Origin of the sequence: Microbacterium sp. PA5, from assembly GCF_049860775.1 — a bacterium.
Lineage (GTDB): Bacteria > Actinomycetota > Actinomycetes > Actinomycetales > Microbacteriaceae > Microbacterium.
This window is the reverse complement of the sequence record NZ_CP187567.1, coordinates 2,937,733-2,951,326: the sequence shown is the minus strand read 5'-3', so window position 1 is coordinate 2,951,326 and position 13,594 is coordinate 2,937,733. Positions and strand designations below refer to the sequence as shown.

Sequence of the window (13,594 nt, the reverse complement as noted above, 5' to 3'; positions counted from 1 at the left end):
GCAGGGTCTGCTCGAACTCGCTCACAGCAGCTCCGGCATCTCCGACTCGATCGGATCGGACACCAGCAGGTCGGCGACCGAGTCCAGGATCTCGTCGGGGCGGAACGGGTAGCGCTCGATCTCCGCGTCGTCCGAGATGCCGGTGCGCACGAGGATCGTGTGCAGGCCCGCCTCGATCCCCGCGATGACGTCGGTGTCCATCCGGTCGCCGATCATGCCCGTGTTCTCGGAGTGCGCGCCGATCCGGTTCATCGCGGAGCGGAACATCATCGGATTCGGCTTGCCGACCACGTACGGCGCCTTGCCGGTCGCGTGCGTGATGAGGGCGGCGAAGGAGCCGGTCGCCGGGACGACGCCCTCGGGGGTGGGGCCGGTGGCATCAGGGTTGGTGATGAGGAACCGCGCGCCCGCGTTGATGAAGCGGATCGCCTGGGTGATCCGGTCGAACGAGTAGTTGCGCGTCTCGCCGACGACCACGTAGTCGGGGTCGGTCTCGGTCATGACGAAGCCGGCCTCGTGGAGGGCGGTGGTCAGGCCCGCCTCCCCGATGACGAACGCGGTGCCGTGGGGATGCTGCGACTTCAGGAACTCCGCCGTCGCGAGCGCCGAGGTCCAGATCCGGTCCTCCGGCACCTTCAGGCCCGACCGCGCCAGGCGGGCGCTCAGATCGCGAGGCGTGTAGAAGGGGTTGTTCGTCAGCACCAGGAAGGGCGTCCCCGTGTCGCGCCACTGCGCGAGAAGCTCGGCCGCCCCCGGGATCGGACGGTTCTCATGGACGAGAACGCCGTCCATGTCCGTGAGCCAGCACTCGATATCGGCGCGTGTCCGCATGGGGCCAGCCTATCCGGGCCGAGCCGCTCTAGTGTCGGTTCCGTGGCGCGCGACCTGTGGGACCCCGAACGCCTGCCGGACCTCTCCGGCAGACGGTACCTGGTGACCGGCGCGACCGCCGGACTCGGCTTCTTCTCGTCGCTCCAGCTCGCCGGCGCGGGCGCCCATGTCATCATGACCGGACGCAACCCGCACCGCCTCGCCGCCGCGCGCGCCGCCGTGCAGCGCCACTACGGCGAGGCGGACGTGGAGACGCTCCTGCTCGACACCAGCAACCTCGGATCGGTGCGCGCGGCCGCGGCCACCGCCCGCGGCCGCACCGGCCTGCACGGACTGCTCCTGAACGCCGGGATCGTGCACCCGCCGCGGGAGCGCGAGGAGACCCACGACGGCCACGAGATCGTCTTCGCCACCAACGCCCTCGGCCACTATGCGCTCGCGGGGGAGCTGCTGCTGGCCCTCGCGGCCGGCCGGGGACGCATGGTGTGGGTCGGCTCGATGTCCACGTCGCTCACGCCGATGGAGCTCATCGACCCCGAGCTCCAGAACGAGTACACCCCGTGGCGGGCCTACGTGCAGTCCAAGATCGCGACGACCGCGCTCGGGTTCGAGGCCGACCGGCGCCTGCGGGCCGCGCACGTGCCCATCTCGAGCGTCGTCGCCCATCCCGGCTACTCGCTGAGCGGCCGCACCCGCGGCATCATCGGCATCAATGCGCCCGGCCGGCTGAAGCGGTTCACCGCGAACCTGCAGGCGCCCATCACCCAGTCCAAGGAGCAGGGCGCCTGGACCCTCGTCCGCGCCCTCGTGGACCCCGCCGTCGAGGGCGGGCAGTTCTGGGGACCCTCGCGGGGCGTCAGCGGACCGCCGCGGCCGGCCACCCCCGCCCGGGGCACGCGCGATCCGGAGCTCGCCGCGCGGCTGTGGAACTACTGCGAGCACGCCACCGGCACCGTCTGGCCGTACCTGAAGGCCAGCAAGGCCCGCCGCCGCTGAGCGGGTTGCTGTCGCGCGTGTCCCGGTTTCGGTTGTTCTGCGCGGTCGGAAGCAGCCGAAAGTGGGACACGCCCCGCCGAGAGGGGGACATGCCCGGTCGGAGCATGGTCAGGCGGTGAGCCAGACCGCCGCGGAGGCGCCCGCGGGGAGGGTGATCGGTGTGCCGCCGTCGACGGCGACCGTGCCCGGCGCGGTGACCGTGACGGTGTGGCCGACGTCGATGCCGGCCCGCTCCAGCGAGCGCAGCAGCGCCGGGTCGCGGTCGCTCACCCGCAGCACGCGGCCCGCGTGGCCGTCGCCCGCCTCGTCCAGGCGGAGGAACGGCACCCGCTCGACGCGCCCCTCGGCATCGGGGATGGCGTCGCCGTGCGGATCGAACCGGGGATGCCCGAGCCGCACCGAGATGCCCTCGAGCAGGCGGTCGCTGATCGCGTGCTCCAGCACCTCGGCCTCGTCGTGCACCTCGTCCCACGCGTAGCCGAACTCCCGCACGAGCCACGTCTCGATCAGCCGGTGACGGCGGATGATGGCCGCCGCGCGGCGCTGGCCGGCATCCGTCAGCGCGATCGGCCCGTACGGCCGGTGCGAGACGAGATCCTGGGCCGCGAGCTTCTGCACCATCTCGGTCACGCTCGACGGCGCCAGGCCGAGCTCGGCGGCCAGCTGGGACGGCGTGATGTGCGCGCTCTGCCACTCGGTGTGGTGGTAGATCGTCTTCAGGTAGTCGTCGATCGCGGCGGAAGGCACGCTCCAGGCTATCCGCCCGAGAAGACCAGCCACAGGAGCACGAGGTTCAGGGTGATGAGGAAGACCGACGCCGCCACCCCCACCGCCGTCGTCAGCACGCGGTTGCGGTACGCGCCGAGCACATCCCTCCGGGCCGTCAGGGCCACGAGCGGCACCAGGGCGAATGGGATGCCGAAGCTCAGCACGACCTGGCTGAGCACGAGCGCGAGGGTCGGATCGACGCCGGCGGCCAGGATCGCGAGCGCGGGCACGAGGGTGATCAGGCGCCGGGCCAGCAGCGGGATCCGCACCCGCAGCAGGCCGTGCATGATCTCCGCGCCGGCGTACGCGCCGACCGCGGTGCTCGCCAGGCCGCTCGCCAGCAGCCCCACCGCGAACAGCGTCGCCACGACCGGGCCGATGCCGTCGCGCAGGGCGGCGTACGCGCCCTCGAGGCTGTCGGTGCCGGGTACACCCGCGAGGGCCGACGCCGCCAGCAGCAGGATCGCCAGGTTCACCGTGCCGGCGATCGCCAGCGCGATCGTGACGTCCCAGCGGGTGGCCCGCAGCAAGCGCGGGGTGGCGATGCCGCGGTCGGCCGGGGCGGCGGTGTCGGCGGTGAAGCGGTCGCGTGCCAGCGCGCTGTGGGCGTAGATGGCGTGGGGCATGATCGTCGCGCCCAGGATGGACGCGGCCAGCAGCACCGAGTCGGCGCCCTCGAACCGCGGCAGCAGCCCGGCGGCCACGCCCGCAGCATCCGGCGGCGACGCGAACACGCCGTAGGTGAAGCCGAACGCGATGATCAGCAGCAGCCCGATGACCACGAACTCGAAGCTGCGCGCCCCGCGCCGCTGCTGCACTAGCAGCAGGGCGAGCGAGACGGCGCCCGTGGCCAGGCCGCCCCACAGCAGCGGGACGCCGAACAGCAGCCACAGCGCCACGGCGCCGCCGATCACCTCGGCGATGTCGGTCGCCATCGCCACGAGCTCGGCCTGCAGCCAGTAGGCCCGGCGGCCCCATCGGTTGCGGATGCGCTCGCCGAGGGTCTCGGCGAGGCTCCGGCCGGTGACCACTCCGAGCTTGGCGGAGAGGTACTGGATGAGCCAGGCCAGGACGTTCCCCAGCACGACGACCCACACCAGCAGGTAGCCGTAGCGGGCTCCGGCGGTCATGTTGCTGGCGACGTTGCCCGGATCGAGATAGGCGACGCCGGCGACGAGGGCGGGACCGAGCAGCCACGCCGCGCGGCCCGGCCGGCGGGGCGTCCGGGCGCCCGGGGGTGGCGGGGTCTGCGTCGAAGCGAGGGCATCCGATGATTTCGGCATGCCGAAAACTATAGCGGCAGATTTCGGTGAGCCGAAAGATCGGCGGAGGGTTCGCAACTCCGGACTTTCGGGCGTGCAACGTCTCGATACCGCCGACGCAGGGATGCCGCTCGACGATCGTCCGGAGTTGTGAACCGCGACGGCGGCTACCCTGGTCCGGTGACCACGGCAGACGGTGAGGCGGCGACCGAGCCGGAGCTCCCCATCGGCGTCGGTCCCTGGCCCGGGGGCCCCGACGCGTGGCCCGACGATCCGCGCTACGACCCGCAGCTGCTCGCCGACGGCGACCGGCGCAACGTCGTCGACCGCTACCGGTACTGGACGATGGCGGCGATCGTCGCCGACCTCGATGCGCACCGGCATCCGTTCCATGTCGCGATCGAGAACTGGCAGCACGACATGAACATCGGCTCGATCGTCCGCAGCGCCAACGCCTTCGGCGCCGCGGAGGTGCACATCATCGGCAAGCGTCGCTGGAACCGGCGGGGCGCGATGGTCACCGACCGCTACCAGCATGTGCGTCACCACGAGGATGTGGCCGCGTTCGCCGCCTGGGCCGAGGACGCCGCCATCCCGGTCGTCGCCGTCGACAACGTGGCGGGCTCGGTGCCGGTCGATCGTGCCGACCTGCCCGAGCGCTGCGTGCTCCTGTTCGGACAGGAGGGGCCGGGCCTGTCGGCCGAGGCGCTGTCGGCCGCCGAGCTCGTCGTCGAGATCACCCAGTACGGCTCGACCCGCTCCATCAACGCGAGCGCCGCGGCGGCCGTCGTGATGTACGACTGGTGCCGCCGCTGGGCATGACCCCTCTCCACAGGCATGTCCCCCTCTCCGCAGGGCATGTCCCCCTCCCCACAGGCATGTCCCACTCTCTGCAGGGCATGTCCCACTCTCTGCAGGGCATGTCCCCATTTCCGCCGATTGCGGAGGGTGATTCCGACCGAAAGTGGGACATGCCCGACCGCGACCTCGACCGCAACCGCAACCGCGACCCAACCGCGACCCCAACCGCGACGCAGGTGCGGGCCGGGGCTAGACCGGCACGCTCAGCCACTCGGAGCGGCGGACGCGCCAGCCGAGCGTGACCAGCCGGGCGAGCATGTAGACGCCGAAGAAGCACACCGACAGCCACGCCAGACCCGCAGCGCCGGTCGGTCCCAGGAGGGCGACGAGGATCAGCGCCGGCGTGTACGGAACGAGGTTCAGGGCGCCGACGATCGCCAGGTACCGCACGTCGCCCGCCCCCATGAGCACGCCGTCGAGCACGAAGACCACGCCGCACACCGGCTGCGCGACGGCGAGGACGAGCAGCGACGGCTGCACGAGGGCGGCGACCAGCGGGTCGCCGGTGAAGACGAGGCCGATGACGCCCGAGAGCGCGGCGATCGCCGCCCCGACGAGCACACCGAACCACGCGCCCCAGGCGACCGTCCGTCCGAGCACCCGCCGCACGAACGGTTCGTCGCCGGCGCCGAGGCCGCGGCCGATGAGCGCCTGGGCCGCGATCGCGAGCGCGTCGAGGGCGAACGCCGCGGTGGAGAAGATCGTGAACGCGACCTGCCAGCCGGCGAGCTTGGCCGTGCCGAGGCCGGTGGCGACGACCACCGTGGCCAGGAAGGCGACGCGCAGCGACACCGTGCGGAGGAACAGCCAGCCTCCCGAGCGCGCGGAGCCGCGCATGCCGTCGCGCTGGGGCAGGACGGATGCCGCGTGCCGGCGCGCCAGCCGCCCCACCACGAGCGCGTAGGCGCCGACCATGCCCCACTGCGCCGCCACCGTGCCGGCCGCCGAGCCGGCGATGCCCCATCCGAAGCCGTAGATGAAGAGCCAGTTGAGGAGGGCGTTGGCGGCGAAGCCGAGACCCGCGATCCACAGCGGGGTCACGGTGTCCTGCATGCCGCGCAGGAGCCCGGTGGCGGCGAACACGATGAGCATCGCCGGGAGGCCCCACATCGACAGCTGCAGATAGATCCGCGCCTGCTCGGCCACGTCCGGCGTCGCACCGAACAGCCCGACGAGGCCGGGGGTGAGCACCGATCCGGCGACGGCGAGGAGGGCGCCCAGCCCGAGGGCCAGCCAGAGGCCGTCGATGCCCGCCCGCACGGCGCTGGTGTGGTCGCCGGCGCCGAAGCGACGCGCGACGGCGGGTGTCGTCGAGTAGGCGAGGAACACCATGAGCCCGACGATCGTCTGGAGCACCGCCGAGGCGATCCCGAGGCCCGCCAGCGGCACGACGCCGAGATGCCCCACGAGGGCCGCGTCGACGATCAGGAACATGGGCTCGGCCACGAGCGCGCCGAGGGCGGGGACGGCCAGGCGCAGGATCTCCCGGTTGAGGGTGAGCGCGGCCATGACTCCGAGCCTAGGGGCGCCGGACGACACCCTCGCCGTCATTCGCGCCCGACGCCGGGCCCCGCGGCCGCAAGGTCGGCCCCCGCCTAGGCTGGGGGGACCGACGGACGAACCCCGACGACCGCAGGAGGAGGCATGACGCTGCCGAGGATCGCGCCGCGCCTCAACCGGCTGCGCGGACGCCTGCCCGTGTGGATGCGGGTCGCCCTCGACATCACGGCCGTCGTCCTCGGCGCCGTGCTCGCGGTCCGGCCGACGACGGCGCTGGACGTGCTCGCCCTGCTGCTGGGCGGCGGCATGGTGCTCGCCGGGATCCTCCTGTTCTTCGAGGATGCCGGCGCCGACCCGCCCCGGGTGCGCTGGCGGTTCGCGCTCGTGGGCGTCTGGCTGGCGGCGGGACTGTTCGTGCTGCTGTGGCCGGGACTGACCGTGCGGGTGGCGGCGGTGCTCGTGGGGGGCTCGCTGCTGCTGGCGGGACTGCTCGGCGTCGTCGGCGCCTTCCGGCGGGGACGGGGTCTCGACGCCCGGATCGCGGATGCCGCCTTCGGCACGTCGGGGCTGATCTTCGGCGCGGTGGCGCTCGCCTGGCCCGACATCACCCTGCTGGTCGCGGCCGCCGCCTCGGGCGTGTGGCTCCTGGCGCAGGGTATCGCGGGGCTGTGGACGCTCCTGCGCGAACGGCGCGATCGCCGGGGGCGCGGCGCGGCGGATCGGCGCCGGCCCGCACGCCGGTGGGGACGCACCGTGGTCGCGCTCGGGGCGGTCGCCCTCGCGGTGACCACTGCGCTCGTGACGGCTCCGCTCAGCGAGGGGTCGACCGTCGTCGACGAGTTCTACGCCGCGCCGCGTGACGCGCCGGACGAGCCCGGACGGCTGATCCGCGCCGAGCCGTTCACGAACCAGATCCCCGCCGACGCGACGGGGTGGCGCATCCTCTACACGACGACCGGTGTCGACGGCGAGGTTAGGGTGGCGAGCGGGCTGGTCGTCGTGCCCCGCAAGGGCGAGGGGCCGTGGCCGGTGATCGACTGGAACCACGGGACGACCGGGTTCGCGCAGCACTGCGCGCCGTCGCTGATGGAGCGCCCGTTCTGGGCGGGGGCGCTCTTCCAGCTGCCGCAGGTGATCGACGAGGGCTGGGCGCTCGTGGCCACCGACTACATCGGGCTCGGCACGGAGGGGCCGCATCCGTACCTCGTCGGGCCGGCGAGCGCGTACGCGTCGCTCGACGCGGTGCGCGCCGCCCACGAGCTGGAGGACGCGCACCTGAGCGTGAACACCGTGGTCTGGGGGCACTCGCAGGGCGGCGGGGCGGCGCTGTGGACCGGTGCGCTGGCGCGCTCGTACGCACCGGAGCTGTTCCTCCGCGGCGTCGCGGCGCTGGCTCCCGCCGCCGAGCCGGCCGCGCTCGTCGCCCACCTCACGGGCGTGGTCGGGGGGAGCATCTTCACCTCGTTCGCGTTCGCGTCGTACGAGGCGATCTACGACGACGTCACCTACCGCGAGTACATCCGCCCGGGAGCGGAGGTGACGGTGCGGGCCATGTCGGAGCGCTGCCTGGCAGACCCCGGCACGCTGGTGTCGGCCGTGGCCTCCATCGGCCTGTCGACCGACCCGCGGCTGTTCGCGACCTCGCCCGCCACCGGTCCGCTGGGCCGCCACCTGCGCGAGAACGCCCCGCCGCCGACGGTGAGCGCCCCGGTGCTGGTGGCTCAGGGCGGCACCGACGGGATCGTCCGCCCCGCGACCCAGCGCCCGCTCGTGGAGCGCTTCTGCGCCGCCGGGCAGCTGCTGGACTACCGGCTCTACGAGGGGTTCGGCCACACCCAGATCGTCGAGCTGAAGTCCTCGCCCCTGCGCGAGGATCTGCTCGCGTGGACGGCGGACCGCTTCGCGGCCGTCCCCGTGGAGTCCGGATGCCAGGAGAGCGTGATCCCGTCGCCGTGACGATCTACCCCGCGAGCGGCGGACCCGGGGAGACGGCGCCGTATCCTGGATGCCATGACCGATACCTCCCTCCGTTCGGGCATCGTGCTCGCCGAACTCAGCTCTGAGATCCGCCCCCAGGACGACCTGTTCCGTCACGTCAACGGGGCGTGGCTGGAGCGCACCGAGATCCCCGACGACAAGGCGCGGTGGGGCTCGTTCCACCTCATCGCCGAGCAGGCCGAGAAGGATGTCCGCGCGATCATCGAGGAGGCGCAGTCGGCCGAGCCCGGCACCGAGGCGCGCAAGGTCGGCGACCTGTACGCCAGCTTCATGGACACCGCCCGGATCGAGGAGCTCGGCGCCGCGCCGCTCCAGGAGCAGCTGGCCCGCGTCGACGCCATCGACGGCATCCCCGCGCTCCTGCGGACCGTCGGCGAGCTGGAGCGCGAGGGTGTCGGCGGGTTCCTCGGCACCTACATCGAGCCCGATCCCGGCAACCCGCAGCGCTACGTCGTCTTCTTCGTGCAGGGCGGCCTGTCGCTGCCCGACGAGAGCTACTACCGGCTGGAGAACTTCGACAAGACGCGCGTCGCGTTCCGCTCGTACGTGCAGACGGTGCTCGGCCTGGCCGGAGCCGCCGACGCCGACGCTCAGGCCGATCGCGTGCTCGCCCTCGAGACCGAGCTCGCCTCGCACCACTGGGACAACGTCCGCAGCCGCGACGCCGTCGCGACCTACAACCTCATGTCGTGGGACGCCGTCGGCGACCTGGTCGGCGTCGACCTCGATCCGTGGCTGACGGCCGTGGCGCCCGGGCACGAGGACGGCTTCGCCGAGATCGACGTGAACCAGCCGAGCTACCTCGAAGGCCTGGGCGGGCTGCTGACCGAGGAGCGCCTGGACGACTGGAAGGCGTGGCTGCGCCTGCACGTCGTCCGCTCGTCGGCGCCCTTCCTGTCGGACGCGTTCGTCGAGGCGAACTTCGCCTTCTACGGCACCGAGCTCACCGGCGTGCCGGTGAACCGGGAGCGCTGGAAGCGCGGGGTGGGATTCGTCGAGGCGGCGATGGGCGAGGCGGTCGGCAAGGTCTACGTCGAGCGCCACTTCCCGCCCGCGGCCAAGGAGGCGATGGACGAGCTCGTCGCGAACCTCATCGAGGCGTACCGGCAGTCGATCTCCCGGCTCGAGTGGATGACCGAGGCGACGCGGGGGCGCGCCCTCGAGAAGCTCGCCGCCTTCACGCCGAAGGTCGGCTACCCGGTGAAGTGGAAGGACTACGACGCCCTGACGGTGGATGCCGCCGACCTCATCGGCAACGTCCGCCGCACCAACGCGTGGGAGCACGACCGTCAGCTCGCCAAGCTCGGCCGGCCGATCGACCGCGACGAGTGGTACATGACCCCGCAGACCGTCAACGCGTACTACAACCCGCTGATGAACGAGATCGTGTTCCCGGCGGCGATCCTCCAGTACCCGTTCTTCGACCTCGAGCGCGACGCCGCCGCCAACTACGGCGGGATCGGCGCGGTGATCGGCCACGAGATCGGTCACGGCTTCGACGACCAGGGGAGCGCCTTCGACGGGACCGGCGCGCTCAACGACTGGTGGACCGACGAGGACCGGGCGGCGTTCCAGGAGCGGACGGCGGCCCTCATCGAGCAGTACAACGCGCTCGTCCCGCTGGGGCTGGCCCCCGAGCACACCGTGAACGGCGCCCTCACGATCGGCGAGAACATCGGCGACCTCGGAGGGCTCGGCATCGCGATCAAGGCCTACCGGCTCCACCTCGCCGCCACCGGGGAGGACGCGGACGGTCCGGTCATCGACGGGCTGACGGGCATCCAGCGGCTGCTCCTCAGCTGGGGCCAGATCTGGCAGCAGAAGGGGCGCGACGCCGAGACGATCCGCCTGCTCACGATCGATCCGCACTCGCCGAACGAGTTCCGGTGCAACCAGATCGTGCGCAACGTCGACGAGTTCTACACGGCGTTCGATGTCAGCGAAGGCGATGGGCTCTGGCTCGACGCCGACAAGCGTGTCACCATCTGGTGACGAGCGCCGCGTGAGCGGCACACTCCGGCCCCGGGCACGCGACGTGCCGGACGAGCGGGGCGAACCCCCAGCGGAAGGATCAGCGTGAACGCGGCCGAGCCGTTCGAGTCCCACGCTCCCGCCGTCGCGGCCACCGGGCTGCGGCGCGACACCGCTGCCCGAGGCGACCTCCGGGCGGGCTCCCGCCCCCGTCGGTCCGGAGCCGGGCGGCGGTCGTTCACCGCGACGCTGCGCGCCCTCGACGATCTCGCCGCCTCGGGCGCCCAGGTCTCGGTGCACGTGTCCGACCTCGACCGCGGCACCGAGGTGCTCGCCGGCGACGACCACCTGACGCTGCCGGTGGGCGGCATCGGCGTGGTCCCCCTTCTCATCGAGACCGCCTCGCAGCTGGAGCGGGGGACCCTCGACGCGCTCGAGATCGTGGAGCGCTCCTCGGTGGACCCGGTCGAGGTGGGCGGGCTCTGGCGGCACCTGAAGGCGCCGGCCCTGCCGGTGTGCGACCTCGCCGTGCTCGCCGCCGCCACGGGCGATGCGATCGCGGCCAACGCGCTCCTCTCCCGCGTCGGGCTGGAGGCGGTGCGCGAGCGCATCGAGCGGATCGGACTGGTGCGCACCGCGCTCATGGACGGCTTCCGCGACCGCCGCGGCCCCGACGACGCCCCGCACGTCGCGCTCGCCTCCGCGGGGGAGCTGACGACGCTGTTCCGCGCGCTCGTGAACGCGCAGGTCGTCTCGCCCGCCGTCAGTGCGCAGGTGTCGGAATGGCTGAGCCTCGGCCACGACCTGTCGCTCGTGGCCTCGGCGACCGGCCTCGACCCGTTCGCCCACGACGACGACCGGCACCAGCTCCTGTTCGTCAACAAGACCGGGCGCGCCGACGGCGTCCGCGCCGAGGCCGGGGTGCTGGCCGGTCCGCGCGCCGGCGTCGCCTACGCGCTCATCGTCTGCTTCGACGACCTCTCGATGGCGCACCGGCTGCGCGCGCACGAGGCGTTCCGCACCCTCGGTCTCGAGCTGATGGAGTACGTCTACTGACGCTGGCCGTCTCCCACCGTGTCCCACATTCGGCGGGGCATGTCCCACTTTCGGCGGTTCCGGCCGGTCCGAACCAGCCGAAAGTGGGACATGGCCGAGGGGGACTCAGAAGATGATGGTGTGGTTGCCGTGGCGGATCACGCGGTCCTGCGCGTGCCACAGCACGGCGCGGGAGAGCACCTGCCGCTCGACGTCCGCACCGCGGCGGGCGAGCTCGGTGGTCGTCTCGGCGTGGGTGACGCGGATGGTGTCCTGCTCGATGATCGGGCCCTCGTCGAGGTCGCTCGTGACGTAGTGGCTCGTCGCCCCGATGAGCTTCACGCCGCGCTCCTTCGCCTTCTTGTACGGCTCGGCGCCGATGAACGCGGGCAGGAACGAGTGATGGATGTTGATCACCGGCACGCCGAGCTGCTCGAGGAAGTCGGGCGACAGGATCTGCATGTAGCGGGCGAGCACGACGAAGTCCACGTTGCCGACGAGCAGCTTGAGGATCTCCGCCTCCGACGCCGACTTGTCGGGTCCGGCGACCGAGGGCACGTGGAAGAACGGCACGCCGAAGCTGCGGACGTCCTCGGCGGTGGTGGTGTGGTTGGAGATCACCATCGGGATCGTCACCGGCAGGTCGCCGCGGCGATGGCGCCACAGCAGGTCGAGCAGGCAGTGGTCCTGCTTGGAGGCCAGGATCGCCATGCGCTTGGGGACCGACTGATCGGTGAGCGACCACTCGAGCTCGAACTCGGCGAGCGTGCGATCGACCTCCGCCTCGATCTGCGGCCGGTCCGCCGCGAAGTCGGGGCGGTGGAACACGACCCGCTGGAAGTACGCCCCGCCCCGGGGATCGTCGGAGTACTGGTCGAACGCGACGATGTTGCCCCCGATGCGCGTGATCATCGCCGAGACGGCGGCGACGATGCCGGGCGTGTCCTTGCCGTGCACGATGAGGCAGGCGTGGGCAGGGAGCAGGTGCGGGTTGTGCACGGGAGGCATGCATCGATTCTGCCGTGTCCGGACGGATGCCACGGCATCGGCGGCCGCACCGGCCGCGCGGATTCCCCGGTTCGCCGGTAGCATTCTCGGCACCCCCAGACGAAAGGCGACGCAGATGCGTTCGACCGCGTACCCCCTGCCCGCGTCCCGGCGACGTCCCGCTGCCGCGCTGACGATCCTGCTCGCCCTCCTCCTGTCGGTCGCCGCCGTGAGCCCGGCGACCGCGGCGACCTCGAGACCGGCCCAGGTCGGCATCGTCAGCTATGTCGGGGCCGCTCTGACCGGTTCCGACAGCGCGTCGCTCACGATCCGGTGGGCGCCGGTGAAGACGGCCGTGAAGTACGAGGTCTTCGTGGGCAGCAGCTTCACCGGCGTGGCCGGGGTCACCACGCCGCGGGTCACGGTGCGCGAGCCCCAGGCCGTCATCCCCGGTCTCGCCCGCGGCAAGGACTACTTCGTCCAGGTCCGTGCCGTCGATGCCGCGGGCAAGGCGGGGTACAAGTCGTACCGCGTCGGCCACCGCACGATCGTCGCCGAGGGCTCCGGCGCGGCGAGCACCTACAAGCTCATGACGTGGAACGTCTGCTCGAACAAGTGCGCAGGGATCGCCACGCGGCAGAAGCTCGTGAACGCGAGGATCGTCGAGACCCAGCCCAGCATGGTCGCACTGCAGGAGGCGATCAAGTACACCGCGGCGCCGAGCGGCTACCGGTTCGCCTTCAAGGGCAACAACGCGATCCTGTACGACACCGACGTCTTCAGCCTGGCCGCCACCGGCGAGCAGATCCTGTTCTCCTCGAAGTACGCGAGCGGCGGCAACGGCGTCTCGTGGGCTGCGCTGAAGGACCGGACGACGGGACGCCTCGCCGTCGTGTTCGACGCGCACCTGCGCACCGGGGCGACCTCGCGCGACGTCAATCAGCGGATCTACGAGAGCACCCGGATGGTCGCGCTGGTGCGCAGCACGCTGGCCGTGCTGCGGATGGAGCACCCGTCGCTCGACTGGGACACCGCGGCCACCTTCGTCGCGGGCGATCTCAACACTCACAAGTCGCGCACCGGTGACGCCACGCTGGACAGGCTGGCCGCCGCCGGCTGGCACGACGCGTTCGATCAGGCCCGGGTGCTCGTCCGGCAGCACCACAACAGCATGAACCCCAAGATGCTCGCGACGCCGCCGCTGGGCATCAAGTGGGGCGACCACATCGACAAGGTGCTCGTGCAGCCGGGCAAGACCGTGGTCCTGAAGTGGGCCAACGTGCAGAAGATGACCGGCTCGAAGTACACGCGGCTCGCCTCCGACCACCTGCCCGTCATGGTCTGGCTGAGGACGACGGCCTGAGCGCGGCTCTGCGGGACGACGC

11 protein-coding genes are annotated in these 13,594 nt (G+C 72.1%); 6 read left to right on the top strand and 5 right to left on the bottom strand.

The features are described from left to right. Positions 1-21: 21 nt before the first annotated feature. Positions 22-831 carry an HAD-IIA family hydrolase gene (locus tag ACPWUT_RS13910; protein ID WP_284528974.1) on the bottom strand — a complete coding sequence of 270 codons (810 nt, stop codon included), beginning with the start codon at positions 829-831 and terminating at the stop codon, positions 22-24. Positions 832-873: 42 nt separating this feature from the next. On the opposite strand from ACPWUT_RS13910, the gene ACPWUT_RS13905 reads away from it, so the two are divergent. Beyond that, the gene (locus tag ACPWUT_RS13905) at positions 874-1,827 is read left to right on the top strand and encodes an SDR family NAD(P)-dependent oxidoreductase (protein WP_284528975.1); all 954 of its coding nucleotides are present in this window, start codon (positions 874-876) and stop codon (positions 1,825-1,827) included. Positions 1,828-1,935: 108 nt separating this feature from the next. Here ACPWUT_RS13905 and ACPWUT_RS13900 read toward each other — a convergent pair whose 3' ends face one another. After that, positions 1,936-2,574: a metal-dependent transcriptional regulator gene (locus ACPWUT_RS13900; protein WP_284528976.1), complete on the bottom strand. Its 639-nt coding sequence runs from the start codon at positions 2,572-2,574 to the stop codon at positions 1,936-1,938. A gap of 8 nt (positions 2,575-2,582) precedes the next feature. After that, positions 2,583-3,878 carry an Nramp family divalent metal transporter gene (locus ACPWUT_RS13895; protein ID WP_425838699.1) on the bottom strand — a complete coding sequence of 432 codons (1,296 nt, stop codon included), beginning with the start codon at positions 3,876-3,878 and terminating at the stop codon, positions 2,583-2,585. 159 nt (positions 3,879-4,037) lie between these two features. Between ACPWUT_RS13895 and ACPWUT_RS13890 the strand changes: the two genes are divergently transcribed. After that, a complete protein-coding gene (locus tag ACPWUT_RS13890; RefSeq protein ID WP_284528980.1) occupies positions 4,038-4,679 on the top strand; it encodes a TrmH family RNA methyltransferase in 642 nt (213 codons plus the stop codon). A gap of 228 nt (positions 4,680-4,907) precedes the next feature. Here the strand turns inward: ACPWUT_RS13890 and ACPWUT_RS13885 are convergent, their stop codons facing one another. Next, on the bottom strand, positions 4,908-6,227 hold the full coding sequence (locus tag ACPWUT_RS13885; protein WP_425838695.1) for an MATE family efflux transporter: 1,320 nt from the start codon (positions 6,225-6,227) through the stop codon (positions 4,908-4,910). Positions 6,228-6,362: 135 nt separating this feature from the next. On the opposite strand from ACPWUT_RS13885, the gene ACPWUT_RS13880 reads away from it, so the two are divergent. The 3 genes from ACPWUT_RS13880 to ACPWUT_RS13870 all read left to right on the top strand — a co-directional run bounded on the left by ACPWUT_RS13880 (position 6,363) and on the right by ACPWUT_RS13870 (position 11,243). Beyond that, entirely contained in the window at positions 6,363-8,174 is a 1,812-nt protein-coding gene (locus ACPWUT_RS13880) for a lipase family protein (RefSeq protein WP_425838692.1), read from the top strand. 54 nt (positions 8,175-8,228) lie between these two features. Then, entirely contained in the window at positions 8,229-10,208 is a 1,980-nt protein-coding gene (locus ACPWUT_RS13875; RefSeq protein ID WP_425838689.1) for a M13 family metallopeptidase, read from the top strand. Positions 10,209-10,292: 84 nt separating this feature from the next. Further along, entirely contained in the window at positions 10,293-11,243 is a 951-nt protein-coding gene (locus ACPWUT_RS13870; protein ID WP_425838686.1) for a serine hydrolase, read from the top strand. 105 nt (positions 11,244-11,348) lie between these two features. Here the strand turns inward: ACPWUT_RS13870 and purU are convergent, their stop codons facing one another. Continuing rightward, a complete protein-coding gene (purU, locus tag ACPWUT_RS13865; protein ID WP_284528984.1) occupies positions 11,349-12,230 on the bottom strand; it encodes a formyltetrahydrofolate deformylase in 882 nt (293 codons plus the stop codon). Positions 12,231-12,345: 115 nt separating this feature from the next. Here purU and ACPWUT_RS13860 point away from each other — a divergent pair, with 115 nt between their 5' ends. Beyond that, positions 12,346-13,572 (top strand): fibronectin type III domain-containing protein, encoded by a 1,227-nt coding sequence (locus ACPWUT_RS13860; protein WP_425838682.1) that lies wholly within the window; start codon positions 12,346-12,348, stop codon positions 13,570-13,572. Positions 13,573-13,594 lie beyond the last annotated feature (22 nt).